Origin of the sequence: Campylobacter sp. RKI_CA19_01116, assembly GCF_025771405.1 — a bacterium.
In the GTDB taxonomy this organism is placed as follows: Bacteria; Campylobacterota; Campylobacteria; order Campylobacterales; family Campylobacteraceae; genus Campylobacter_D.
In genome coordinates this window covers 1-24,974 of the sequence record NZ_JAKMQF010000011.1, presented here as the reverse complement: position 1 = coordinate 24,974, position 24,974 = coordinate 1, and the positions used below count along the sequence as shown (strand labels likewise).

Annotated in this window: 21 protein-coding genes and 5 tRNA genes; 21 read left to right on the top strand and 5 right to left on the bottom strand. The window is 31.7% G+C overall.

Going from position 1 to position 24,974, the window contains the following annotated elements; genetic code table 11:
• The coding region (gene yaaA / locus L8U41_RS07490; protein ID WP_263728213.1) for a YaaA family protein at positions 1 to 541 on the bottom strand (541 nt) is incomplete at its 3' end.
• A 91-nt stretch (positions 542 to 632) separates the two neighbouring features.
• On the opposite strand from yaaA, the gene L8U41_RS07485 reads away from it, so the two are divergent.
• The 19 genes from L8U41_RS07485 (at position 633) to fusA (ending at position 18,171) form a co-directional block, all read left to right on the top strand.
• A tRNA-Thr gene (locus L8U41_RS07485) sits at positions 633 to 708 on the top strand.
• Positions 709 to 755: 47 nt separating this feature from the next.
• Positions 756 to 841: transfer RNA gene (locus L8U41_RS07480), tRNA-Tyr, on the top strand.
• Between the two features lie 7 nt (positions 842 to 848).
• A tRNA-Gly gene (locus tag L8U41_RS07475) sits at positions 849 to 925 on the top strand.
• 105 nt (positions 926 to 1,030) lie between these two features.
• Positions 1,031 to 1,105: transfer RNA gene (locus tag L8U41_RS07470), tRNA-Thr, on the top strand.
• A 65-nt stretch (positions 1,106 to 1,170) separates the two neighbouring features.
• Complete coding sequence (tuf, locus tag L8U41_RS07465) at positions 1,171 to 2,370, top strand: elongation factor Tu (protein WP_039668122.1); 1,200 nt, start codon at positions 1,171 to 1,173, stop codon at positions 2,368 to 2,370.
• A 39-nt stretch (positions 2,371 to 2,409) separates the two neighbouring features.
• Positions 2,410 to 2,568: a 50S ribosomal protein L33 gene (gene rpmG / locus L8U41_RS07460; RefSeq protein ID WP_012661178.1), complete on the top strand. Its 159-nt coding sequence runs from the start codon at positions 2,410 to 2,412 to the stop codon at positions 2,566 to 2,568.
• Positions 2,569 to 2,590: 22 nt separating this feature from the next.
• Positions 2,591 to 2,666, top strand: a tRNA-Trp gene (locus L8U41_RS07455).
• A 16-nt stretch (positions 2,667 to 2,682) separates the two neighbouring features.
• Positions 2,683 to 2,865, top strand: coding sequence for a preprotein translocase subunit SecE (secE, locus tag L8U41_RS07450; RefSeq protein WP_012661179.1), 183 nt, complete (start codon positions 2,683 to 2,685; stop codon positions 2,863 to 2,865).
• A gap of 4 nt (positions 2,866 to 2,869) precedes the next feature.
• Positions 2,870 to 3,400: a transcription termination/antitermination protein NusG gene (gene nusG / locus L8U41_RS07445; RefSeq protein WP_012661180.1), complete on the top strand. Its 531-nt coding sequence runs from the start codon at positions 2,870 to 2,872 to the stop codon at positions 3,398 to 3,400.
• A 27-nt stretch (positions 3,401 to 3,427) separates the two neighbouring features.
• Complete coding sequence (gene rplK, locus L8U41_RS07440) at positions 3,428 to 3,853, top strand: 50S ribosomal protein L11 (RefSeq protein WP_012661181.1); 426 nt, start codon at positions 3,428 to 3,430, stop codon at positions 3,851 to 3,853.
• 63 nt (positions 3,854 to 3,916) lie between these two features.
• Entirely contained in the window at positions 3,917 to 4,618 is a 702-nt protein-coding gene (gene rplA / locus L8U41_RS07435) for a 50S ribosomal protein L1 (RefSeq protein ID WP_039617747.1), read from the top strand.
• Positions 4,619 to 4,772: 154 nt separating this feature from the next.
• Positions 4,773 to 5,252, top strand: a complete 480-nt coding sequence (gene rplJ, locus L8U41_RS07430; RefSeq protein ID WP_012661183.1) for a 50S ribosomal protein L10 — start codon at positions 4,773 to 4,775, stop codon at positions 5,250 to 5,252.
• A gap of 19 nt (positions 5,253 to 5,271) precedes the next feature.
• Positions 5,272 to 5,649 (top strand): 50S ribosomal protein L7/L12, encoded by a 378-nt coding sequence (gene rplL / locus L8U41_RS07425; protein WP_012661184.1) that lies wholly within the window; start codon positions 5,272 to 5,274, stop codon positions 5,647 to 5,649.
• A gap of 95 nt (positions 5,650 to 5,744) precedes the next feature.
• Complete coding sequence (rpoB, locus tag L8U41_RS07420; protein ID WP_263728212.1) at positions 5,745 to 9,878, top strand: DNA-directed RNA polymerase subunit beta; 4,134 nt, start codon at positions 5,745 to 5,747, stop codon at positions 9,876 to 9,878.
• Positions 9,871 to 14,424, top strand: coding sequence for a DNA-directed RNA polymerase subunit beta' (gene rpoC / locus L8U41_RS07415; protein WP_263728211.1), 4,554 nt, complete (start codon positions 9,871 to 9,873; stop codon positions 14,422 to 14,424). The genes rpoB and rpoC overlap by 8 nt, the downstream gene beginning before the upstream one ends.
• A 42-nt stretch (positions 14,425 to 14,466) precedes the next feature.
• Entirely contained in the window at positions 14,467 to 15,099 is a 633-nt protein-coding gene (locus tag L8U41_RS07410; protein WP_263728210.1) for a CatA-like O-acetyltransferase, read from the top strand.
• Between the two features lie 62 nt (positions 15,100 to 15,161).
• The gene (rpsL, locus tag L8U41_RS07405; RefSeq protein WP_012661187.1) at positions 15,162 to 15,545 is read left to right on the top strand and encodes a 30S ribosomal protein S12; all 384 of its coding nucleotides are present in this window, start codon (positions 15,162 to 15,164) and stop codon (positions 15,543 to 15,545) included.
• Positions 15,546 to 15,612: 67 nt separating this feature from the next.
• On the top strand, positions 15,613 to 16,083 hold the full coding sequence (rpsG, locus tag L8U41_RS07400) for a 30S ribosomal protein S7 (RefSeq protein WP_012661188.1): 471 nt from the start codon (positions 15,613 to 15,615) through the stop codon (positions 16,081 to 16,083).
• A 12-nt stretch (positions 16,084 to 16,095) separates the two neighbouring features.
• Positions 16,096 to 18,171, top strand: coding sequence for an elongation factor G (fusA, locus tag L8U41_RS07395; protein WP_263728208.1), 2,076 nt, complete (start codon positions 16,096 to 16,098; stop codon positions 18,169 to 18,171).
• 32 nt (positions 18,172 to 18,203) lie between these two features.
• Here the strand turns inward: fusA and L8U41_RS07390 are convergent, their stop codons facing one another.
• The 4 genes from L8U41_RS07390 to putP all read right to left on the bottom strand — a co-directional run bounded on the left by L8U41_RS07390 (position 18,204) and on the right by putP (position 22,660).
• Positions 18,204 to 18,686: a pyridoxamine 5'-phosphate oxidase family protein gene (locus L8U41_RS07390; protein ID WP_263728206.1), complete on the bottom strand. Its 483-nt coding sequence runs from the start codon at positions 18,684 to 18,686 to the stop codon at positions 18,204 to 18,206.
• A gap of 65 nt (positions 18,687 to 18,751) precedes the next feature.
• Complete coding sequence (locus L8U41_RS07385) at positions 18,752 to 20,122, bottom strand: hemolysin family protein (RefSeq protein WP_263707295.1); 1,371 nt, start codon at positions 20,120 to 20,122, stop codon at positions 18,752 to 18,754.
• A gap of 78 nt (positions 20,123 to 20,200) precedes the next feature.
• On the bottom strand, positions 20,201 to 21,181 hold the full coding sequence (locus L8U41_RS07380; protein ID WP_263728205.1) for a putative transporter: 981 nt from the start codon (positions 21,179 to 21,181) through the stop codon (positions 20,201 to 20,203).
• A complete protein-coding gene (gene putP / locus L8U41_RS07375; protein ID WP_263728204.1) occupies positions 21,182 to 22,660 on the bottom strand; it encodes a sodium/proline symporter PutP in 1,479 nt (492 codons plus the stop codon). It abuts the gene before it with no gap.
• 142 nt (positions 22,661 to 22,802) lie between these two features.
• On the opposite strand from putP, the gene L8U41_RS07370 reads away from it, so the two are divergent.
• Together L8U41_RS07370 and modB are read left to right on the top strand one after the other, a co-directional pair.
• Complete coding sequence (locus L8U41_RS07370) at positions 22,803 to 24,008, top strand: saccharopine dehydrogenase family protein (RefSeq protein WP_263728202.1); 1,206 nt, start codon at positions 22,803 to 22,805, stop codon at positions 24,006 to 24,008.
• 35 nt (positions 24,009 to 24,043) lie between these two features.
• Positions 24,044 to 24,721, top strand: coding sequence for a molybdate ABC transporter permease subunit (gene modB / locus L8U41_RS07365; RefSeq protein ID WP_263679660.1), 678 nt, complete (start codon positions 24,044 to 24,046; stop codon positions 24,719 to 24,721).
• Positions 24,722 to 24,974: the final 253 nt, after the last annotated feature.

The following is a 24,974-nucleotide window of genomic DNA, read 5'->3' as shown; positions in this document are numbered from 1 at the left end:
TAAAGGGTTGTTTAATGGTGTAAAATTTTTCATAAAATTTGGCTCTAAGATCGATTATTAATTCATTTTCTAAAAAATCATCAAGTTCGCTGGAAAAATTTTCTTTATAAAATTTTTCTATATTAAAATCTTTGATTTTTTCTCCTTGTTTTAATTTATAATAAGGTATTAAATCTTTTGCTAAAATAGGACCAAAAAGATTTGAAAATATTAATACATTTTCATCTATATATTTTTTAGCTATTGCATCTAAACTCTCATAATCTAAATATTCAAAAGCAACACCATTGTATCTTTGAATTGCTTTAGTTGTATCTTTTTTTAATATATCTTGACTAAGATTATATAGTTCATATTTGTCTTTGATACCAAAAAATTTTTCAAGAACATTTTCATCACATTCTTTAATAAATTTTTTGTATTTAGCAATTACTTCAAGTCTTTTATCGTATAACTTGTTAAATATGAATGATTTTTCATTTAAACAACTATGTGTATTTATTTTACTTTTTCCCTCACTAGGTGAAAATAAAATTTTCATAATAAATCCTTTATTTTTTAAAAATTATACAAAATTATTTAAAACACTTGACATTAATTCAAAATTACATTATAATTCAACTTTATTTTTTGCTGGTTTAGCTCAGTTGGTAGAGCAGCTGCCTTGTAAGCAGCAGGTCGGGGGTTCAAGTCCCTTAACCAGCTCCATTGTTAATAGCAGTGTTTGACCAGAAATAAAAAGCATTATTATTCATGGTGAGTTACTCAAGTGGCCAACGAGGGCAGACTGTAAATCTGCTGGCTTTCGCCTTCCGTGGTTCGAATCCACGACTCACCACCATTGCTTTGCGGGAGTAGCTCAGTTGGCTAGAGCATCAGCCTTCCAAGCTGAGGGTCGCGGGTTCGAGTCCCGTTTCCCGCTCCAACCTGATTTTGGTAGAGTGAAACTGGGAGCTGTTTTTAAATTCAGAATTTCTAGCAGTTTCAAATTTCCAAAATTTTATAGTTTATGTTTTTAATTTTTCTGAGCGCTCGTATGGCTCAGAGGTAGAGCACTCCCTTGGTAAGGGAGAGGTCGCGGGTTCAAGTCCCGCTATGAGCTCCATTGATTTCAAAAGATTATAAAACATAAATTAGTATTTGTTTGTAAATTTTATATGGAGGAAAAAGATGGCTAAAGAAAAATTTTCACGTAATAAGCCTCACGTAAATATTGGTACTATTGGTCACGTTGACCACGGTAAAACTACTTTAACAGCTGCTATCTCTGCTGTTCTTTCAAGAAGAGGTTTGGCTGAGCTTAAAGATTATGATAATATCGATAACGCTCCTGAAGAAAAAGAGCGTGGTATTACTATTGCTACTTCTCACATTGAGTATGAAACAGAAAATCGTCACTATGCTCACGTAGACTGCCCAGGTCACGCTGACTATGTTAAAAACATGATTACTGGTGCTGCTCAAATGGACGGTGCTATTCTTGTTGTTTCTGCTGCAGATGGCCCAATGCCACAAACTAGAGAGCACATCTTACTTTCTCGTCAAGTAGGTGTACCATATATTGTTGTTTTCATGAACAAAGCTGATATGGTTGATGATGCTGAGTTATTAGAATTAGTTGAAATGGAAATTAGAGAATTATTAAGCTCTTATGATTTCCCAGGAGATGATACTCCGATTATTTCGGGTTCGGCTTTACAAGCTCTTGAAGAAGCAAAAGCTGGACAAGATGGTGAATGGTCTAAAAAAATCTTAGATCTTATGGCAGCAGTTGATGAGTATATTCCAACTCCAGCTCGTGATACAGATAAAGATTTCTTAATGCCTATCGAAGATGTATTCTCAATTTCAGGTCGTGGTACAGTTGTTACTGGTAGAATTGAAAAAGGTATTGTTAAAGTTGGTGATACTATTGAAATCGTTGGTATTAGAGAAACACAAAGCACTACAGTAACTGGTGTTGAAATGTTTAGAAAAGAAATGGATCAAGGTGAAGCAGGAGATAACGTTGGTGTTCTTCTTCGTGGAACTAAAAAAGAAGATGTTCTTCGTGGTATGGTTCTTGCTAAACCTAAATCAATCACTCCTCACACTGATTTTGAAGCAGAAGTTTATATTTTAAATAAAGATGAAGGTGGACGCCATACTCCATTCTTTAACAACTATAGACCACAATTTTATGTAAGAACAACTGATGTTACTGGTTCTATCCAACTTGCAGAAGGCGTTGAAATGGTCATGCCAGGCGATAATGTTAGAATTACTGTAAGTCTTATTGCACCAGTTGCGCTTGAAGAAGGTACTCGTTTTGCTATCCGTGAAGGTGGCCGTACTGTTGGTTCGGGTGTTGTTTCTAAAATTATTAAATAATTATAAGCGAGATTTAATCTCGCTTTTTAAGGAATAAAAATGAGAATTAAAGTTGGTTTAAAATGTGAAGAGTGCGGTGATATTAATTATAGCACTTTTAAAAATAGTAAAAATACAACTGAAAAGTTAGAATTAAAAAAATATTGCCCAAGATTGAAAAAACATACAATTCATAAAGAAGTTAAATTAAAAAGTTAAGGCTTTTATAAAAAAAGCCCTTAGGGCAATAGCTCCAACGGTAGAGCGCCGGATTCCAAATCCGATGGTTGGGGGTTCGAATCCCTCTTGCCCTGCCACAAAATAAGGTAAAATATGGAAAAACTAATAACTTATTTTAAATTGTCAAAAGCTGAATTAGGAAAAGTAATTTGGCCTTTGAAAGAGCAAGTTAGAAATGCTTATATTACAGTTTTTGTAGTTGTTACTGTTGTTTCATTATTTTTAGCATTAGTTGATTTGATTATGTCATTTTCATTATCTAAGATTATAGGATAGAAAAATGAATCATAAATGGTATGCAATTCAAACTTATGCAGGTAGTGAGATGGCTGTAAAAAGAGCCATAGAAAATTTAGTTAGAGATCATGGAATTCAAGAGCAATTATTAGAAGTAATTGTTCCAACTGAAGATGTGATTGAATTTAAAAATGGTAAAGAAAAAATAAGCGAAAGAAGTTTATATTCAGGCTATGTATTTGCTAATATAGACTTATCAACAGAGCTTTGGCATAAAATTCAGTCTTTACCAAAGGTTGGTCGTTTTATAGGTGAAAGTAAAAAACCAACCCCATTAAGTGAAAAAGATATCAATCTTATTTTAGAAAAGGTGAAAAATAAAGCAGCACCTAAGCCTAAAATTTCATTTGATAAAGAAGAAAGTGTAAGAATAACTGAAGGTCCTTTTGCAAACTTTGTTGGTATTGTAGAGGAATATGATATGGTTAGAGGCGTTTTAAAGTTAAATGTTTCTATATTTGGTAGATCAACTCCAGTAGAAATCTTATACTCTCAAGTTGAAAAAATAGTTTGATTATATAGTAAGTAAAGGAGAAAGGTTATGGCTAAAAAAGTCGTAGGAGAAATTAAATTACAAATAGCTGCTACTAAGGCTAATCCATCACCTCCAGTTGGTCCTGCTTTAGGTCAACAAGGTGTTAATATTATGGAATTTTGTAAGGCATTTAATGAAAGAACAAAAGATATGGCTGGTTTTAATATTCCAGTTGTTATTACTGTTTATGCAGATAAAAGCTTTACATTTATAACAAAACAACCACCAGCTACAGATTTAATTAAAAAAGCTGCAGGTATTTCTAAAGGTGCGGATAATCCTTTAAAAAATAAAGTAGGTAAATTAACTAAAGCACAAGTTTTAGAAATTGTAGATAAAAAAATCGCTGATATGAATACAAAAGATAGAGAGCAAGCTGCTAAAATTATCATGGGTTCTGCTCGTTCTATGGGTGTTGAAATCGTAGATTAATACTCTTTACCGCCAAGAGTTTAAAAAGGCGGTAGCACTTTATATAAAATGCGGAGAAAATTGATGTCTAAAAATACTAAAAGATTTACAGAATTATTAAAAAAAATAGATTCAAATAAAAACTATTTAATGGATGAGGCAATAAGCACAGTAAAAACTCTTGCTTCTGCTAAATTTGATGAAACAGTTGAAATTGCTTTAAAATTAAATGTTGATCCAAGACATGCAGATCAAATGGTAAGAGGTAGTGTTGTTTTACCTTGCGGTACAGGTAAAAAAGTTCGTGTTGCTGTTATTGCAAAAGATGCAAAAGCTGATGAAGCGAAAAATGCAGGTGCTGATATAGTTGGTAGCGATGATTTAGTAGAAGAAATTCAAAAAGGTAATATGAATTTTGATGTTTTAATTGCTACACCAAATTTAATGGGTCTAGTAGGTAAAGTAGGTCGTATTTTAGGACCTAAAGGTTTGATGCCAAATCCTAAAACAGGTACAGTAACAATGGATGTTGCTCAAGCTGTTAATAATGCTAAAAATGGACAAGTTAATTTCCGTGTTGATAAACAAGGAAACATCCATGCAGGTTTGGGTAAAGTTAGTTTTACTCAAGAACAATTAAAAGAAAATATGACAGCATTTGTAAAAGCTATTAATAAACATAAACCAGCTGCTGCAAAAGGAAGATATATTAAAAATGCTAGTCTTTCTTTGACTATGAGTCCTTCTCTTTCTCTTGATACTCAAGAATTGCTTGATACAAAATAAAATTAATGAGAGTTTTTCTCTCATTAATAAAAATTAGATAAGATAATAACTTTTATTTTATCTAATTTTTATCTTAGATTGGAGATAGCCGAGGTCTTAGGACTTAATTAGATTTTCTGCTCTGCTTGAAATCACCGGTCGGAAAGGAGTAAAGATGACTAAAAGCCAAAAAATTGAACTTGTTTCTAAGCTTGAAGAGGGTTTTAAGGCTAGTGAAGCTGTTGTAGTTTGTAATTACAAAGGTTTAAACACTAAAAAACTTGAAGAGTTAAGAAATAATGCGAGAGAAATGGATGTTAAAGTTCAAATTATTAAAAATACTTTAGCAAGTATTGCTCTTAAAAATGCCGGCAAAGATGGAATGGAACTTAAAGATACAAATATTTATCTTTGGGGTGAAGACCAATTAAATGTTTCAAAAGTTGCTGATAAATTTAGCGAAGCTAATCAAACATTTGAGATCAAAACCGCATTTATTGATGGTGAAGTTGCTTCAGTAGATAAAGTTAAAGCTTTAGCTAAAATGCCTTCTCGCAATGAATTACTTGCTATGCTTTTGCAAGTTTGGAATGCACCAATCACCAATTTTACAATTGGATTAAATGCATTAAAAGAAAAAAAAGAAGCTGAATAAAATTTAAAAAGGATAAAAAATGGCAATTACTAAAGAAGATGTATTAGAATTTATTTCTAACCTAAGCGTTCTTGAACTTTCAGAATTAGTAAAAGAATTTGAAGAAAAATTTGGTGTTTCTGCTGCTCCAGTTATGGTTGCAGGTGCTGCTGTTGCAGGTGCTGCTGGCGGTGCTGCTGAAGAAAAAACTGAATTTGACATCGTATTACAAGATGGTGGCGATAAAAAAATCAATGTAATTAAAGTTGTTCGTGCTTTAACTGGTCTTGGACTAAAAGAAGCAAAAGATGCTGTTGAACAAACTCCATCAGTTCTTAAAGAAGGTGTTAGCAAAGCTGAAGCTGAAGAAGCTAAAAAACAACTTGAAGAAGCTGGCGCTAAGGTTGAGCTTAAATAATTTTTTTGTTTTAAAAGAAAGGATTTTATATCCTTTCTTGTTTTCCTTTAATTAGGATTCTTTCTTTCAATACTTTTACCATGGGGTATAATAATATGTTAAATTCACAATCAGGAAATCGTTTAAGAATAGACTTCTCGAATGTTCCACAACAAATAGACATTCCAAATTTATTACAATTACAAAAGAAAAGTTTTGATTATTTTTTAAACATAGATGCTAAAAATTCAGAAAGTGGAATTGAAAAAGTATTTAAATCTATTTTTCCAATTCATGATCCACAAAATAGATTAAGTTTAGAATATGTAAGTAGTGAAGTAGGTAAACCTAAGTACACTATTAGAGAGTGTATGGAAAGAGGTTTGACTTATTCTGTAAATTTAAAAATGAAAATCCGTTTAACTTTACATGAAAAAGATGAAAAAACGGGTGAAAAAATTGGTATAAAAGATATTAAAGAACAAGAAATTTATATTAGAGAAATCCCTTTAATGACAGATAGAATTTCTTTCATAATTAACGGAGTTGAAAGAGTTGTAGTAAATCAACTTCATAGAAGTCCGGGTGTTATATTTAAAGAAGAAGAAAGTTCTACTGTTGCAAATAAATTAGTATATACGGCCCAAATCATACCAGATCGTGGTTCTTGGCTTTATTTTGAATATGATGCTAAAGATGTGCTTTATGTGCGTATTAATAAAAGAAGAAAAGTGCCTATTACAATTTTATTTAGAGCACTTGGTTATAAAAAACAAGACATTATAAAATTATTTTACCCTATACAAACTATTCATGTTAAAAAAGATAAATTCTTAACTGAATTTAATCCAAATGACTTTTTAGATAGAGTTGAGTATGATTTAAAAGATGAAAAAGGCAATGTAATTCATCAAGCTGGTAAAAGAATGACAAAGAAAAAGGCTGAACAGCTTGTAAAAGATGGGGTTAAATGGGTTGAATATCCAGTTGAAATTTTAACAAATAGATATTTAGCTAATCCTATTATTAATAAAGAAACTGGTGAGGTTTTATTTGATTCTTTAACGCTATTAGATGAGGGAAAACTAGCAAAAATTAAAGAGGAAAAACAGTTTGATATTGCTAATGACTTAGCTAATGGAGTAGATGCTGCTATTATTAATTCTTTCATTCAAGATAATGAAACTTTAAAATTATTAAAACAAACTGAGAATATAGATGATGAGAATGATTTAGCAGCTATTAGAATTTATAAAGTAATGAGACCAGGCGAACCAGTAGTAAAAGATGCTGCAAAAGCTTTTGTGAATGATTTATTTTTCAATCCTGAAAGATATGATCTAACAAAAGTTGGTCGTATGAAAATGAATCATAAATTAGGCTTAGATACACCTGAATATGTTACGGTTTTAACCAATGAAGATATAGTAAAAACTGCAAAATATTTAATTAAAGTAAAAAATGGTAGAGGTCATATTGATGATAGAGACCATTTAGGTAATCGTCGTATAAGATCAATTGGAGAACTTTTAGCAAATGAACTTCATGTAGGTCTTGCTAAAATGCAAAAATCAATTAGAGATAAATTTACGGCTTTAAATACAGATATTGATAAAGTAATGCCTTATGATCTGATTAATCCTAAGACAATTACTGTAACAATTATGGAATTTTTTACTGGTGGTCAATTATCTCAATTTATGGATCAAACAAACCCATTGAGTGAAGTGACTCACAAACGTCGTTTATCAGCGCTTGGTGAAGGTGGTTTAGTAAAAGAAAGAGCAGGTTTTGAAGTACGTGATGTTCATGCAACGCATTATGGAAGAATTTGTCCTGTTGAAACTCCAGAAGGTCAAAACATCGGATTAATTAACACACTTTCAACTTATGCTAAAGTAAATGATCTAGGCTTTGTTGAAGCACCTTATAAGAAGGTAGAAAATGGAAAAGTAAGTAATGAAATTGTTTACTTGACTGCTACTCAAGAAGAGGGCTTAGTGATTGCAGCCGCTTCAACTAAAATTGATGAAAAAGGTAATATTGTTGAGGAATTTGTTGAAGCAAGACAAGATGGTGAAACAATCCTAGCAAGAAGAGAAGAAGTACATTTGATTGACCTTTGTTCAGGTATGATAGTAGGGGTTGCAGCGTCATTAATCCCATTCTTAGAGCATGATGATGCAAACAGAGCTTTAATGGGTTCAAACATGCAACGTCAAGCAGTGCCTTTACTAACCGCACAAGCACCTATAGTAGGTACTGGTATGGAAAAAATCATTGCTCGTGATGCTTGGGAGGCTATTAAAGCTAAAAGAGCAGGGATTGTAGAAAAAGTTGACAATAAAAATATTTTTATTTTGGGCGAAGATGAAAATGGGCCATTTATAGATCATTACAAAATGGAAAAAAATCTAAGAACAAATCAAAATACAACTTTTACACAGCATCCAATTGTTAAAAAAGGAGAATTTGTTCAAGTAGATCAAATCATTGCAGATGGTCCAAGTATGGATCAAGGCGAACTTGCTATTGGTAAGAATGCCTTAATCGCATTTATGCCATGGCATGGGTATAACTATGAAGATGCTATTGTAATTAGTGAGAAAATTTTACGTGAAGATACTTTTACTAGTGTTCATATTTATGAAAAAGAAGTAGAGGCTAGAGAGCTTAAAGATGGTGTAGAAGAAATTACAAAAGATATTCCAAATGTAAAAGAAGAAGATTTAGCGCATCTTGATGAGAGTGGTATCGCTAAAATAGGAACTCATATAAAGCCTGGTATGATTTTGGTAGGTAAAGTTTCACCTAAGGGTGAAGTAAAACCTACACCTGAAGAAAGATTATTAAGAGCTATTTTTGGTGAAAAAGCTGGACATGTTGTAAATAAATCTTTATATGCAACCGCCTCATTAGAAGGTGTTGTTGTAGATGTAAAAATCTTTACTAAAAAAGGTTATGAAAAAGATGCACGCGCTATAAAAGCTTATGATGATGAAAAATTAAATCTTGAAAAAGAACATCATGATAGACTTTTAATGATGGATAGAGAAGAAACTTTAAGAGTATGTTCTTTACTTTCTAAATCAGCTTTAAATTCAGATGAAGAAATAAATGGTGTTAAATATAAAAAAGGCTCTAAAGTAGAAATTACAGAATTAGAAAAAATCAATCGTTTTGCGCTAAATTCTTTAGTTAAAGCTTATTCTAAAGAAGTACAAAAAGAATATGATGATTTAAAAAATCATTTCCAAAATGAGAAGAAAAAACTTAAAACAGAGCATGATGAAAAATTAGAAATTTTAGAAAAAGATGATATTTTACCAAGTGGGGTAGTAAAACTTGTTAAAGTATATATCGCGACTAAGAGAAAATTGAAAGTTGGGGATAAAATGGCAGGACGCCATGGAAATAAAGGTATTGTGTCTAATATCGTTCCAGAAGTTGATATGCCATATTTACCTGATGGAAGACCTATTGATATAGCCTTAAATCCTCTAGGGGTTCCAAGTCGTATGAATATAGGACAAATTCTTGAAAGTCATTTGGGGATTGTTGGTATGAGACTAGGTGATCAAATTCAAGAAATTTTTGATAGAAAACAAAAAGATTTTGTAAAAGAATTACGTGAAAAAATTCTTGAAATTTGTAGTGTATCTAGACTTGAATTAGAAAAGAAATTTGTGCAAACTTTAAATGATGAACAGCTTATTTCTTATGCTAGAGATTGGGCCAAAGGAGTGAAATTTGCTACTCCTGTATTTGAAGGTGTAACGGTTGAAGAATTTGGTAAGCTTTTTGAAATGGCTAAAATAGCTATGGACGGAAAAAGCGAACTTTATGATGGAAGAACTGGTGAAAAAATGGCAGAGCGTGTGCATGTTGGATGTATGTATATGCTTAAATTACACCACTTGGTAGATGAAAAAGTTCACGCAAGAAGTACTGGACCTTATAGTCTTGTAACACAACAACCAGTTGGTGGTAAGGCTTTATTTGGTGGACAAAGATTTGGTGAGATGGAGGTTTGGGCTCTTGAAGCTTATGGAGCAGCTCATACTTTAAGGGAAATGTTAACCATAAAATCTGATGATGTTGAAGGTAGATTTAGTGCTTATAAAGCTTTAACAAAAGGTGAGAATGTTCCAGCAACAGGTATTCCAGAGACATTCTTTGTACTTACAAATGAATTAAAATCTCTTGCTTTAGATGTTGAGATTTTTGATAAGGATGAGAATAATGAGTAAATTTAAACCTATCGAAATAAAAGAAGATGGTAGACCTAGAGACTTTGAAGCTTTTCAATTAAGACTTGCAAGTCCTGAAAAAATCAAATCATGGTCTTATGGCGAAGTAAAAAAACCAGAAACAATTAATTATAGAACTTTAAAGCCTGAAAGAGACGGGCTTTTTTGCGCTAAAATTTTTGGACCAGTAAGAGATTATGAATGTCTTTGTGGTAAGTATAAAAAAATGCGTTTTAAAGGTATTAAGTGTGAAAAATGTGGTGTTGAAGTTACTAGTTCTAAAGTACGCCGTTCAAGAATGGGGCATATTGAATTAGTTACACCGGTGGCTCATATTTGGTATGTAAATTCTTTGCCAAGTCGTATCGGTACTTTACTTGGCGTAAAGATGAAAGATTTAGAGCGCGTATTGTATTATGAAGCATATATAGTAGAAAATCCAGGTGATGCATACTATGATAATGAAAATACTAAAAAAGTTGAATTTTGTGATGTATTAAATGAAGAGCAGTATTTAAATTTAATGCAGCGCTACGAAAGCAGTGGTTTTAAAGCTAGAATGGGTGGTGAAGTTGTTAGAGATTTGCTAGCAAATTTAGATCTTGTTGAGCTTTTAAATAAATTAAAAGAAGATATTGCAGCAACTAATTCAGAAGCAAAGAAAAAAACTATCATCAAACGCTTAAAAGTGGTGGAAAATTTCTTAAATAGTAATTTAAATACTAATACAAATAGTGATGAAGTAGTTCCAAATCGTCCTGAATGGATGATGATTACAAATTTACCTGTGTTACCACCTGATTTAAGACCTTTGGTAGCTTTAGATGGTGGAAAATTTGCAGTTTCTGATGTGAATGATTTATATAGAAGAGTTATTAATAGAAATACACGTTTAAAAAGACTTATGGAGCTTGATGCACCTGAAATTATCATTAGAAATGAAAAAAGAATGCTTCAAGAAGCAGTCGATGCTTTATTTGATAATGGTAGAAGAGCAAATGCAGTTAAAGGTGCAAATAAACGTCCATTAAAATCTTTAAGTGAAATTATCAAAGGAAAACAAGGTCGTTTCAGACAAAATCTACTTGGTAAAAGAGTGGATTTTTCAGGCCGTAGTGTTATTGTTGTTGGGCCAAAACTTAGAATGGATCAATGTGGCTTGCCTAAAAAAATGGCTTTAGAATTATTTAAGCCACATTTGTTGGCTAAGCTTGAAGAAAAAGGTTATGCAACTACTGTAAAACAAGCTAAAAAAATGATTGAAAATAAAACCAATGAAGTTTGGGAGTGTTTAGAAGAGGTTGTTAAAGGTCATCCTGTAATGCTTAATCGTGCACCAACCTTACATAAGCTTTCCATCCAAGCTTTCCATCCTGTGCTTGTAGAGGGTAAGGCAATTCAACTTCATCCATTGGTGTGTGCAGCATTTAATGCTGACTTTGACGGGGACCAAATGGCCGTACATGTACCTTTATCTCAAGAAGCAATAGCTGAGTGTAAAGTATTAATGCTCTCATCTATGAATATCTTGCTTCCAGCAAGTGGTCGTTCTGTGACTGTACCTTCTCAAGATATGGTTTTGGGGATTTATTATCTATCTTTAGAAAAAGATGGTGCTAAGGGTGAGCATAAAATTTGTACAGGCATTGAAGAGGTTATGATTGCTCTAGAAGCAAAATCTTTAGATATTCATGCAAGTATTAGAAGTGTAGTTGATGGAAGAAAAATCACAACAACTGCGGGAAGATTAATCATTAAGTCTATCTTGCCTGATTTTGTTCCTGAAAATATGTGGAATAAAGTCATGAAGAAAAAAGATATTGCAGCTTTGGTTGATTATGTTTATAAAGAAGGTGGTCTTGAAGTAAGTGCTAGCTTTTTAGATAAATTAAAAGATCTTGGTTTTGAATATGCAACAAAAGCGGGTATTTCTATTTCAATTGCTGATATTATTGTGCCTGATCAAAAGCAAAAAAGTATAGAAGAAGCTAAAAAACAAGTAAGAGAAATCCAAAATTCATATAATTTAGGTTTGATTACTTCGGGTGAAAGATATAATAAGATTATTGATATTTGGAAAAGTACTAATAATATCTTATCAAAAGATATGATGGAGTTAATTAAAAAAGACAAAGAAGGATTTAACTCTATTTATATGATGGCAGATTCTGGTGCTAGGGGTTCAGCAGCTCAAATTTCGCAGCTTGCTGCGATGAGGGGTCTTATGGCTAAACCTGATGGTTCTATTATTGAAACACCGATCATTTCGAACTTCCGTGAAGGACTAAACGTTCTTGAATATTTCATTTCAACTCACGGTGCTAGAAAAGGTCTTGCAGATACAGCGTTGAAAACAGCAAATGCAGGTTATTTGACAAGAAAACTTATCGATGTGGCACAAAATGTAAAAGTTACAATGGAAGATTGTGGTGCACATGAGGGTGTTGAGATTAATGAAATTACCGCAGATGGTGTTGTAATTGAAACCTTAGAAGAAAGAATTTTAGGAAGAGTTTTAGCTGAAAATATTATTGACTCTATTACTAATGAGATTTTATTCTCAGAAGGTACTTTAGTAGATGAGGAAAAAGCTAGAATTATTGTTGAAAGTGGAGTAAAGAGTGTAAGCATTAGAACTCCTATTACTTGTAAAGCTAAAAAAGGAGTTTGTTCTAAATGCTATGGTATTAATCTAGGCGAAGGAAAATTAGTTAAACCAGGTGAGGCTGTAGGTATTATATCTGCTCAATCAATCGGTGAGCCAGGAACACAGCTTACACTAAGAACTTTCCACAGTGGTGGTACTGCTAGTACAGATTTACAAGATCGTCAAGTGGTAGCACATAAAGAAGGTTTTGTAAGATTTTATAATCTTAATACCTATGAAGATAGACAAGGTAAAACTATAGTGGCTAATCATCGCAATGCTGCTATTTTACTTGTGGAGCCAAAAATCAAAGCTCCATTTAAAGGAACTATCCATATTGAGCATGCATATGAGGATGTGGTGGTTAGCGTTAAAGCAAAAAACAATGAAGCTAAATTTATATTAAGAAAGTATGACTTAGCAAAAGCTAATGAGCTTGCAGGTGTAAGTGGTAATATCGAAGGTAAATTATATATTCCATATAGCGATGGTGCTGAAGTAGCTGAAAATGAAAGTATTGTAGAAGTAATCAAAGAGGGTTGGAATATACCAAACCGTATCCCTTATGCGAGTGAATTGCTAGTAAAAGATGGCGATCCTATCACTCAAGATATTGTAGCTGGTGCAAAAGGTACCTTGAAGTTTTATATGCTTAAAGGGGATGGTTTAGATAGAATTAGAAATCTTAAAAAAGGTGATGTAGTTAAAGAAAAAGGTGTTTTTGTTGTTATTGCTGATGAAAATGATAGAGAAGCAAAAAGACACTATATACCAAGAGATTCTGTGATTGAATTTGATGATAGTACTTTTGTGGATAATCCTAAAACTATCATAGCAAAATCAAGCAAAGAAGATAAAACTATCATTGCTGAATGGGATGCATATAATAATACTGTAATTGCAGAAGTTGCAGGTACAATTAACTTTGAAGATATTGAATCAGGCTATAGTGCTGATGAGCAAATTGATGAAGCAACTGGTAAAAGATCACTTGTTATTAATGAGTATTTACCAAGTGGAGTGCGTCCAGCGTTGTTAATCATAGGTGAAAACGATAAAGTGGTGCGTTATCAACTCGAACCAAAAACTGTTATTTATGTAAACGATGGCGATAAGGTTAAGCAAGCTGATATCTTAGCTAAAACACCAAAGGCAGCAGCTAAATCAAAAGATATTACTGGAGGTCTTCCAAGGGTATCTGAATTATTTGAAGCAAGAAAGCCAAAAAATACTGCTGTTGTGGCTGAAATTGACGGGGTTGTTAGATTTGATAAACCTTTAAGATCAAAAGAAAGAATCATTATCCAAGCAGAAGATGGAAGTAGTGCAGAGTATTTAATTGATAAATCAAAACGCATTCAAGTAAGAGATGGTGAATTTATTCATGCGGGTGAAAAATTAACCGATGGAGTTATTTCAAGTCATGATGTGCTTAGAATTTTAGGTGAAAAAGCATTGCATTATTATCTTATTTCTGAAATTCAGCAAGTTTATCGTGGTCAAGGTGTTGTGATTTCTGATAAGCATATTGAAATTATCGTATCGCAAATGCTAAGACAAGTAAAAATTGTTGATAGTGGTCATACAAACTTTATTGTGGGTGATTTGGTTTCAAGAAGAAAATTCAGAGAAGAAAATGAAAGAATTTTAAGATATGGCGGTGAACCTGCTGTAGCTGAGCCTGTATTGCTTGGGGTTACAAGAGCAGCTATTGGAAGTGATAGTGTGATTTCGGCTGCTTCATTCCAAGAAACAACAAAAGTTTTAACAGAAGCAAGTATCGCAGGTAAATTTGACTATCTTGAAGATCTAAAAGAAAATGTAATCTTAGGTCGCATGATTCCTGTTGGTACAGGTCTTTATGGAGATCAAAATTTAAAACTTAAACAACAAAATTAATTTTCAATCCTAGCGATTTTGCTAGGATTTTTGGAGTGTATTATGTTCAAAGTGATTGATTTGGAAAAATATAAAAGAAAGGATCATTTTGAATTTTACACTCAAAATATTCCTTGCTCGTTTGAAATTACTGTTAAATTAGATATTAGTTCTTTTTATTATTTTATTAAAAACAATAATTATGAATTCTACCCTTGTTTTATCCACACTATTAGTAAAAGTATAAATGCTTTTGATAATTTTAAATTTAGTTTAGATCAAAACAAACAACTAATATGTTATGATATTATCCATCCTTCTTATACTATTTTTCATAAGGATTCTAAAACTTTTTCTGTTCTTTGGACTTTCTATAAAGAAAATTTAAATGATTTTTTATCTTTATATGAAGAGGATAAACAATTAATAAAAAACGATAAAAGTATGTTTTTAAAAGAACCTATAGATAATCTTTTTAATATTTCTGCTATTCCTTGGATAGTTTTTGAAAATTTTTCTTTACACTTGCCAAAAAAAGAGCAGTATTTCTTTCCTATTATAACAAGTGGAAAGATTATAAAAGAAAATAAAAAATTTCTCATTCCTTTTAGTATTAATGTTAATCATGCCACCAATGATGCTTATCATATTTATTTGTTTTTAGAAAAACTCCAAGAAAACCTTAATAGTTTATAATTTTATAAGTAAAATTTAGATATTATCCAAAGTTTATTATTTTATTAATGAAAGGAATTACTGTGCCAACCATAAATCAATTGGTTAGAAAAGAGCGCAAAAAAGTTTTAGAAAAATCTAAATCACCAGCGCTTAAAAATTGCCCACAAAGAAGGGGAGTTTGTACTAGGGTTTATACAACAACTCCTAAAAAACCAAACTCAGCGTTAAGAAAAGTTGCCAAAGTAAGACTTACAAGTGGCTTTGAAGTTATTAGTTATATCGGTGGTGAAGGTCACAACCTACAAGAACACAGCATTGTTTTAGTGCGTGGTGGTAGGGTAAAAGACTTACCAGGTGTTAAGTATCACATTGTTCGTGGTGCCTTAGATACTGCAGGTGTTGCAAAAAGAACTGTTTCTCGTTCTAAATATGGTGCAAAACGCCCTAAAGCAGCAGCTAAGTAATAAGATTGCAGACAAATCCGTTAGATTTGATTTTGTTTGAGTAAAATTATAAATTTGAAGGAAAATTATGAGAAGAAGAAAAGCTCCGGTAAGAGAAGTCTTGCCAGATCCGATTTATGGAAATAAAGTAATCACAAAATTCATTAATTCTTTAATGTATGATGGTAAAAAAAGCACGGCTACGACTATTATGTATGGTGCTTTAGAAGCTATCGATAAAAAAGGTGGAGAAAAAAAAGGTATAGAAATTTTTAATGATGCTATTGAAAATATCAAGCCTTTATTAGAAGTTAAATCTCGTCGTGTTGGTGGTGCTACTTATCAAGTTCCAGTAGAAGTACGCCCAGCTAGACAACAAGCTTTAGCTATAAGATGGATTATTTCTTTTGCTAGAAAAAGAAGTGAAAGAACTATGATTGAAAAATTAGCAGCTGAATTATTAGACGCAGCTAATAGTAAAGGCGCTTCATTTAAGAAGAAAGAAGATACTTATAAAATGGCAGAAGCTAATAAAGCATTTGCTCATTATCGCTGGTAAGAGGAGTAAAACATGTCAAGAAGTACTCCTTTAAAAAGAGTTAGAAATATAGGTATTGCAGCTCACATTGATGCTGGTAAAACAACTACTAGTGAAAGAATTCTTTTCTTTACAGGTATGAGTCATAAAATTGGCGAAGTACATGATGGTGCAGCTACAATGGACTGGATGGAACAAGAAAAAGAAAGAGGTATTACAATTACTTCTGCTGCTACAACTTGTTTTTGGAAAAATCACCAAATTAACCTTATAGACACTCCAGGCCACGTTGACTTTACAATCGAAGTTGAAAGATCAATGCGTGTTTTAGATGGTGCTGTTGCAGTATTTTGTTCAGTAGGTGGAGTTCAGCCACAATCAGAAACTGTTTGGAGACAAGCTAATAAATATGGTGTTCCAAGAATTGTTTTTGTAAATAAAATGGATAGAATTGGTGCAAATTTCTTTAATGTAGAAGAGCAAATTAAAAATCGCTTAAAAGGCAACCCAGTTCCACTTCAAATTCCAATTGGTGCTGAAGATAATTTCAAAGGTGTGATTGATCTTATCACTATGAAAGCTTTAGTATGGGAAGATGAAAGCAAACCAACTGATTATGTAGAAAAAGAAATTCCAGCTGAGCTTAAAGAAAAGGCTGAAGAATATCGTGTAAAAATGATAGAAGCGGTTTCTGAAACAAGCGATGAATTAATGGAAAAATATTTAGGTGGTGAAGAGCTTACTCAAGAAGAAATCAAAGCAGGCATTAAAGCAGGATGCTTAAGTCTTTCTATGGTTCCTATGCTTTGTGGTACGGCTTTTAAAAACAAAGGTGTTCAACCATTGCTTGATGCTGTTGTTGCTTATTTACCAGCTCCTGATGAAGTTGCTAATATCAAAGGTGAGTATGAAGATGGTACAGAGGTTTCTGTAAAATCAACTGATGATGGTGAATTTGCAGGTCTTGCATTTAAAATTATGACTGACCCATTTGTTGGACAATTAACTTTCGTTCGTGTATATAGAGGAAGTTTAGAAAGTGGTTCTTATGCATATAATTCAACAAAAGATAAAAAAGAAAGAATTGGTCGTCTTTTAAAAATGCACTCTAATAAAAGAGAAGAGATTAAAACTTTATATGCAGGAGAAATTGGAGCAGTTGTTGGTCTTAAAGACACACTAACTGGTGATACCTTAGCAAGTGAAAAAGATAAAGTTATTTTAGAGAGAATGGATTTTCCAGATCCTGTTATTTCAGTTGCTGTTGAGCCTAAAACAAAAGCAGATCAAGAAAAAATGTCTATTGCTTTAAATAAATTAGCTCAAGAAGATCCAAGCTTTAGAGTTTCTACAGATGAAGAAAGTGGTCAAACCATCATTTCAGGTATGGGTGAGCTTCACTTAGAAATTATTGTTGATAGAATGCTTCGTGAGTTTAAAGTTGAAGCAGAAGTTGGTCAACCTCAAGTTGCTTACCGTGAAACTATTAGAAAAACAGTTGAGCAAGAATACAAATACGCTAAACAATCAGGTGGTCGTGGTCAGTATGGCCATGTATTCTTAAGACTTGAGCCGCTTGAGCCAGGTAATGGATATGAGTTTGTAAATGATATCAAAGGTGGGGTAATTCCAAAAGAATATATTCCAGCGGTTGATAAAGGTATACAAGAAGCATTGCAAAACGGTGTTTTAGCGGGATATCCTGTTGAAGATGTTAAAGTAACTGTTTATGATGGAAGCTATCACGAAGTGGATTCTTCTGAAATGGCATTTAAACTTGCAGCTTCTATGGGCTTTAAAGAAGGTGCTAGAAAAGCAGGTGCGGTAATCTTAGAACCTATGATGAAAGTTGAAGTTGAAACTCCAGAAGAATATATGGGTGATGTTATTGGAGATTTAAATAAACGTCGTGGTCAAGTAAATTCAATGGATGAAAGAGGTGGTAATAAAATTATTACAGCATTTTGTCCTTTGGCTGAGATGTTTGGTTACTCAACTGATCTTAGAAGTCAAACTCAAGGCCGTGCTACTTATTCTATGGAATTTGATCACTATGATGAAGTTCCAAAAAACGTTTCTGAAGAAATTATCAAAAAAAGAAATGGTTAATCTACCAAGATGAGCAAAAAGCTCATCTTGAATTATTTATGTCCTTTTGAATTAATTAAATTAATTACTCCTTCGTTAATTTCATATGCTTTTCCAAAACCTTTAACATATCTTCCATTTTTTAGTATCAGCTGAAATAAATGAAAATCTTTCATATTTTTAATGACTTGGATTATTTCTTTATTGTTTTCATTTTCATAAGTATTTAATACTTGCTCAAAGAGTTGATTATCTCTTGTTATTTCTACACTCTCTACTCTAAATTTAAGTCTTTTTCTTGCAAAGATTGACACGCAATCTTTTTCATCTTCTATAAACATAATTTCTATGTTTTTATTATTGTATTTTATTCCTTCAAAGTGTTCAGCAATTTCACTAATATAAATATAAAAGTCATTTTTAATTTTTATAATAGGTGCGTATGAGCATATTGTTTGATTGTTTAAATTTAAAGAAGATATCATAATGCTTTTGCATTCTTGCATAAATTGATTAATTTCATCATGTAATTGCATATATTTTCCTTGTAGGTTAGAATGGATAAGATTGAGGACTGTATGAAAGTAAAAGAAGAGTTTGTTTACTCTTCTTCATCAGTATTCTTGCGTACAACTTTAATGCGTTCTATACTATTTCCATCCATCTTTTTGACTTCATAGTAGCAGAATTCATCTTCTATTCTATCTCCAACTACCGGTAAGCGTCCTAAGAGATTGAAAACATATCCACCTATAGTGACTTGTTCTAGCTCTTCATTAAAGCGTATATCAAGCATTTCTTCTACTTCGCTAATTTCATATCTTCCTTGAAATTCATAAATGTTTTCTGCAAGTTTTTTAAAATGTGGACTAGAATCGTCATGCTCATCGTTAATATCTCCAACGATTTCTTCCATAATATCTTCCATGGTTAAAAGTCCAGCTGTGCCACCATATTCATCCACTACTAATGCCGTGTGCACTTGTTCTTTATTCATCATGAAAAGGACTTTAGATATGCTGATATTTTCTGGCACCAAGATCATTTTGATTAAAAAATCATCTAAATTTTTCTTATCTTTGCTAAGTTCGTTTTGCATGATATCTCTAATGTGTACCATACCCAAAATGATATCTTTAGAACCATCTATATATGGAAAGCGTGTGTGTTTGTACTGACAAACTATTTGCATATTTTCCTCATAGCTTTTTTGTTTGTTAAGACATATCATATCTTTTCTAGGTGTCATGATTTCTTTTGCTACTGTATCTGAAAAATCAACAGCATTACGTATGATTTCAGTTTCAAATTCATCCAAAACTCCACCTTTTTGGCTTTCACTTGCAATAAATTTAATTTCTTCTTCAGAGTGGCTTAATTCATGTTCTTTAGCAGGTTTAATACCTATAACTTTTAAAGAAACTGCAGCTAAAAAGTCAAATGTTTTGATGAAAGGTAGGAAAAGTAACCAAAACAAATGTAATGGTCTTGCAACCCATAAAACAGCTTTATCTGCAATAGCGATAGCAACGCTCTTTGGAACTAATTCACCTAATACAACATGCAATAATGTGATAATAGCAAAAGCGATAACAAATGCTATAGTATGAATTAATGCTGGAGCTAAGCCTAAATTTGCCAAAGGAACTTCAAGAATTTTAGCAATAGCAGGTTCACCTATCCAACCAAGAGCAAGAGAGCTTAGCGTAATACCAAGTTGGCATGCACTTAAATAAGTATCTAGTTTTGAAGTGACTTCTAAAGCTTTTTTTGCATTACGTTTTTTTTCTTTTACCATTTCTTCGAGTTTTGATCTACGTACTTTAACAATAGCAAATTCAGATAAAACAAAAAATCCATTTAAAAGCACTAAAGCTAATGCAACAAGAATCATAAAAGTAGAATAGCCTACATCAATTGAGGCAACAGCGGGTAATGTTTGATTTAAGTCTAAAGATTGACTGGGGTCCAAAAAAACTCCTTTAATAAAATTTTTGCAAAATTATATCAAATCAAAACTATAAAATTAGCTTAAAATAAACGACATATTTTAAATTAATTTATGTTTTCTATATTCAATATTTTTTTCAAATTCATCTAAACGTTTATAAATGCTACGCAATTGTGTGATAGTTGTCCAATTGGTGATAAAAATACTAAATGATGATCTAACTTGATCAAAAGCATTGCCAACTTGTATGATAATTCCAAGTTGTATAAGTCCTAAAAACAAGCTTGGAGCCATGATTAAAAAAGGCACTATAACCATGATTTGCTCAAATAAATAAAGCCATATATTAAAATACCCATAATGCAAAAATAATCTTTTATAATTGATTTTAAGTCCAGTAAATAAACTTAAAATACTTTCATCGCTCGCATAATTTTTTCTATCATCTTCAGCAAAAACAAGTTCTTTTCTAAAAGCAGCTTCAGCTTTTTGATTATTATATTCAAGACCAGGTAATTTAATGCCAACAAACCATGATATAACAAGACCTCCCAAAGAAACCAAAAATGCAATCCATACTAAGGATCCATTAATGTCTTTCAAGATAGGTAAATTAACATGCGCACTTAACATCCACAAAATTGGCACAAAAGCAATTAAAGTCATAATTGCCTTAACAAAAGCCAATCCTAAGCTTTCTATGATTTTTGAAAAATTATAAATATCTTCTTGAATTCTTTGCGAGCTACCTTCTATGTTATCATCTTTTTTTTGCCAAAATTTAATATAATCAAAAGTCATAGCCTCACGCCATTTAAAGGCATAAATACTTCCAAAATATTGTGTGATAGTAGCAATTAATACATAAGGCAATGCTAGATATAAAAATTGCTTAATAAAATGATAAAAGTCATCTATGCTATGATTTTTTGCATCTTGTAAAACATCATAAAATTCTTTATACCATTCATTTATTGCAACACTAATGGAAGTTTGAGCAAGTAAAGAAGCTAGTAAAAAAAACAAACCCAAATAAGCCCACAATGCCCATTTTTTTGAATAAAAAAAAGATTTAAACATTTAAATTTCTTTTAACATTTTTTCATAGTGTTTTATCGTATGTTTTTTTGCTTTAAAAATCACACTAAAAATCACAATAAAACAACTTGCAACTAAAAATCCAGGAATGATTTCATAAATTGCTATAAAATTTGAACCAAAATGTTTATAAAATATAACAGTTAAAGCTCCGCTAATCATTCCAGCTATCGCACCTTCTTTGCTCATATTTTTATAAAATAAAGAAAATAAAATAACACTTCCAAAACTAGCGCCAAAACCAGCCCAAGCGTAAGAAACTATACTTAAAATTTGACTTTGAGTATCAAGTGAAAGTATAAAAGCTATGCAAGCAACAGCTAAAACACCTAGACGTGATAATAAAGTAATATTTTTATCATTTGTTTTTCTTTTTAAGATTTGTGTATAAAAATCTTGCACCAAGCTAGAAGCGCATACTAGTAGTTGAGAACTCGCAGTACTCATAATAGCTGCCAATATAGCACTGAGTAAAATTCCTGCCACCCAAGGATTAAAAAGCACTTGAGACATTACAATAAATATTCTTTCAGGGTCATTTAAAGTGAGATTAAATTTAGCTATATAAGCAATACCTAAAAATCCTATCATAGCAGCACCAAATAAAGAAATTACCATCCAAGTTATGCCTATAAAAGTTGCAGTAGGAATTTCTTTTACATTTTTTATAGAGATAAAACGAATTAAAATGTGAGGTTGACCAAAATAACCAAGCCCCCATGCTAGGGTTGATACTACGACTAGCCAACCACCACCATCTAAACCAAAGGCTTGGGGTTTTACATCATTTATAGTAGAAAAAGCTTCGCCAAAGCCACCAAGTTCAAAAATCATCACAAAAGGAATGATGATTAATGAGCTCATCATTAAAAGTCCTTGTATCATATCAGTCCAGCATACAGCTTTATAACCACCTAAAAAAGTATATAAAACAATAACTAAAAATCCAATACTCAAGGCAAAAATATAAGGCAAATTAAATACACTTTCAAAAAGTTTAGCACCACTTACTAATCCAGCGCTAATGTAAATAGTAAAAAATACCAAAATAACTACCGCACAAATGCTTCTTAAAATATGCTTATCATCATGAAAGCGATTTTCGAAAAAATCAGGAATTGTAATACATTCTTTGGCTATTTGAGAAAAAATCTTCAATCTTTTAGCAACAAAAGTCCAGTTCAAAAACATACCAAAGCTTAAACCTATGGCTATATAAATTTGTCCCAAACCAGCTGCATATAAAGCACCAGGAAAAGCCATTAAAAGCCAACTACTCATATCAGAAGCACCTGCACTTAAGGCAGATATTACAGGCCCCATGGAAGCATTACCAACAAAATAATCTTTACTGTTTTGATTTTTTTTGTAAAAATACAAACCTATAAAAAGCATTAAAAATGCATAGGTAATAAAAGTAATAACAATAGGATAAGAAAGTTCCACACTTTGTAAATTCATAAGTGTCCTTAAAAAATTTAAAAAACTATCATTTTACTTGTTTTGGTTTAAAAAAACATTATAAAAATTATTTTTTATTTTTTATTTCAATGCTTTATAAAGTTTTTTTGTTACAATTTTCTAAAAAATTTAAGGAAAATAAATGAAAAATCTTTTGATTATAGGTGCAGGCGGTGTAAGTCGTGTTGCGACTGTAAAATGTGCAATGAATAGTGATATTTTTAGCAAAATAACTCTAGCAAGTAGAACTAAAAGTAAATGTGATGAAATAGCAGCTTTTATAAAAGAGCGTTTGGGTATAGAAATTCAAACTGAGCAAATAGATGCAGATGACACTGCTGCTGTTGTAGAACTTATCAAAAAAACAGGAGCTGAAATTTTACTAAATGTAGCTTTACCTTATCAGGATCTTACCTTAATGGATGCGTGTATTCAAACTAATATCCACTACGTAGATACTGCAAATTATGAACATCCTGATTTAGCTAAATTTGAATATAAAGAACAATGGGCAAGAAATGATAAATTTAAACAAGCAGAAATTTTAGGACTTTTAGGTAGCGGTTTTGATCCAGGTGTTACTAATGTATTTTGTGCTTATGCACAGCAAAATTTGTTTGATGAAATTCATTATATAGATATATTAGATTGCAATGCTGGAGATCATGGCTATGCCTTTGCAACTAATTTTAACCCTGAAATTAACTTAAGAGAAGTTTCTGCTAAAGGTCGTTACTGGGAAAATGGAAAATGGATAGAAACTGCACCTATGGAAATAAAAATGGAATGGGATTATCCTGAAGTAGGGGTAAAGGATAGCTATTTACTTTATCATGAGGAGCTTGAAAGCTTAGTAAAAAATATCAAAGGTTTAAAAAGAATAAGATTTTTTATGACTTTTGGGCAAAGCTATTTAACTCATATGAAATGTCTTGAAAATGTTGGTATGCTAGGTATTAAGCCTGTTATGCATCAAGGCAAAGAAATAATACCAATAGAATTTTTAAAAACACTACTTCCTGATCCTGCTAGTTTAGGCCCTCGCACTAAAGGTTATACTAATATAGGTTGTGTGATTCGTGGTGTAAAAGATGGAAAAGATAGACAAGTTTATATTTACAATGTTTGCAATCACGAAGAATGCTTTAAAGAAACTGGAGCGCAAGCTGTGAGTTATACTACCGGAGTTCCTGCAATGATAGGAACAAAGTTAATCGCTAAAGGAATTTGGCAAGGAAAAGGTGTGTTTAACATGGAAGAATTTGACGCTAAACCTTTTATGGATGAGTTAAATACTCAAGGACTTCCTTGGAAAATTATAGAAATGGAGCCAAATTTAGGAAAGTAATCTCAAGTCTTTTTTGACTTGAGAAAGTTTCAGTAATGACACAATTATTATTAAGTATAGATTGGACACCTTTTTTAGTTTCCATAAAGCTTTCTATTATTACTTGTATAATTTTATTTTGTTTTTGTATACCTCTTGCTTGGGTTTTTACTTTTAAGCAATTTAGAGCAAAAAAAATTCTAGAAACCATAATAACCCTACCTTTGGTTTTACCACCATCTGTTGTTGGTTTTTACTTGTTGATTTTATTTTCAAAATACTCTTTTTTGGGTAATTTTTTAGAAAAACACTTTAATATCACTTTAGCTTTTACCTTTGAAGGTTTAGTGATAGCAAGTTGTATTTATTCTTTACCTTTTATGTTTAATCCTTTATATAATGCAATGTCTATGATTTCTAAAAATATTATAGAAGCTAGTTTTTCTTTGGGAAAAAATTCTTTCATCACACTTTTTAAAGTTATCTTACCTAGTATTAAACCAGCTATATTAAGTGCTTTAGTAATAAGTTTTGCACATACTATGGGCGAGTTTGGTATAGTATTAATGATAGGCGGCTCTTTAAGCGGAGAAACAAAAGTAGCTAGTATTGCTATATATGAAAGTATGGAAAATTTAGATTTTACCACAGCCCATATTTATAGCCTCATACTTTTAATTTTTAGTTTTATTGTTTTACTAAGTGTGAATCTTCTTAATAAACAAAAAAGATAATATACTTAATCCATTTATTGTTTTCAAGTATTTTGAGTATAAATTTATCTAAATCAAGTTTTATCTTTAATTGTTTGTATTCTCTTTTACTTTCTTATTTATTATCTATATTTAAGATATTATTTTCTTTATATTTGACACGAAATTTTTCATATTTTATAATAACTCATATTCTATCATTTCCCACTATTTTTCTAAAAATTTACCACATGTTATAAACCAATATCCACAGTCCTTTTTTTACCCCCCCCCT

Excerpts from the sequence above, each read along its gene's own strand:
- tuf (WP_039668122.1), top strand. The coding sequence starts at position 1,171 with ATGGCTAAAGAAAAATTTTCACGTAATAAGCCTCACGTAAATATTGGT.
- rpmG (WP_012661178.1), top strand. The coding sequence starts at position 2,410 with ATGAGAATTAAAGTTGGTTTAAAATGTGAAGAGTGCGGTGATATTAAT.
- secE (WP_012661179.1), top strand. The coding sequence starts at position 2,683 with ATGGAAAAACTAATAACTTATTTTAAATTGTCAAAAGCTGAATTAGGA.
- nusG (WP_012661180.1), top strand. The coding sequence starts at position 2,870 with ATGAATCATAAATGGTATGCAATTCAAACTTATGCAGGTAGTGAGATG.
- rplK (WP_012661181.1), top strand. The coding sequence starts at position 3,428 with ATGGCTAAAAAAGTCGTAGGAGAAATTAAATTACAAATAGCTGCTACT.
- rplA (WP_039617747.1), top strand. The coding sequence starts at position 3,917 with ATGTCTAAAAATACTAAAAGATTTACAGAATTATTAAAAAAAATAGAT.
- rplJ (WP_012661183.1), top strand. The coding sequence starts at position 4,773 with ATGACTAAAAGCCAAAAAATTGAACTTGTTTCTAAGCTTGAAGAGGGT.
- rplL (WP_012661184.1), top strand. The coding sequence starts at position 5,272 with ATGGCAATTACTAAAGAAGATGTATTAGAATTTATTTCTAACCTAAGC.
- rpoB (WP_263728212.1), top strand. The coding sequence starts at position 5,745 with ATGTTAAATTCACAATCAGGAAATCGTTTAAGAATAGACTTCTCGAAT.
- rpoC (WP_263728211.1), top strand. The coding sequence starts at position 9,871 with ATGAGTAAATTTAAACCTATCGAAATAAAAGAAGATGGTAGACCTAGA.
- L8U41_RS07410 (WP_263728210.1), top strand. The coding sequence starts at position 14,467 with ATGTTCAAAGTGATTGATTTGGAAAAATATAAAAGAAAGGATCATTTT.
- rpsG (WP_012661188.1), top strand. The coding sequence starts at position 15,613 with ATGAGAAGAAGAAAAGCTCCGGTAAGAGAAGTCTTGCCAGATCCGATT.
- fusA (WP_263728208.1), top strand. The coding sequence starts at position 16,096 with ATGTCAAGAAGTACTCCTTTAAAAAGAGTTAGAAATATAGGTATTGCA.
- L8U41_RS07390 (WP_263728206.1), bottom strand. The coding sequence starts at position 18,686 with ATGCAATTACATGATGAAATTAATCAATTTATGCAAGAATGCAAAAGC.
- L8U41_RS07380 (WP_263728205.1), bottom strand. The coding sequence starts at position 21,181 with ATGTTTAAATCTTTTTTTTATTCAAAAAAATGGGCATTGTGGGCTTAT.
- putP (WP_263728204.1), bottom strand. The coding sequence starts at position 22,660 with ATGAATTTACAAAGTGTGGAACTTTCTTATCCTATTGTTATTACTTTT.
- L8U41_RS07370 (WP_263728202.1), top strand. The coding sequence starts at position 22,803 with ATGAAAAATCTTTTGATTATAGGTGCAGGCGGTGTAAGTCGTGTTGCG.
- modB (WP_263679660.1), top strand. The coding sequence starts at position 24,044 with ATGACACAATTATTATTAAGTATAGATTGGACACCTTTTTTAGTTTCC.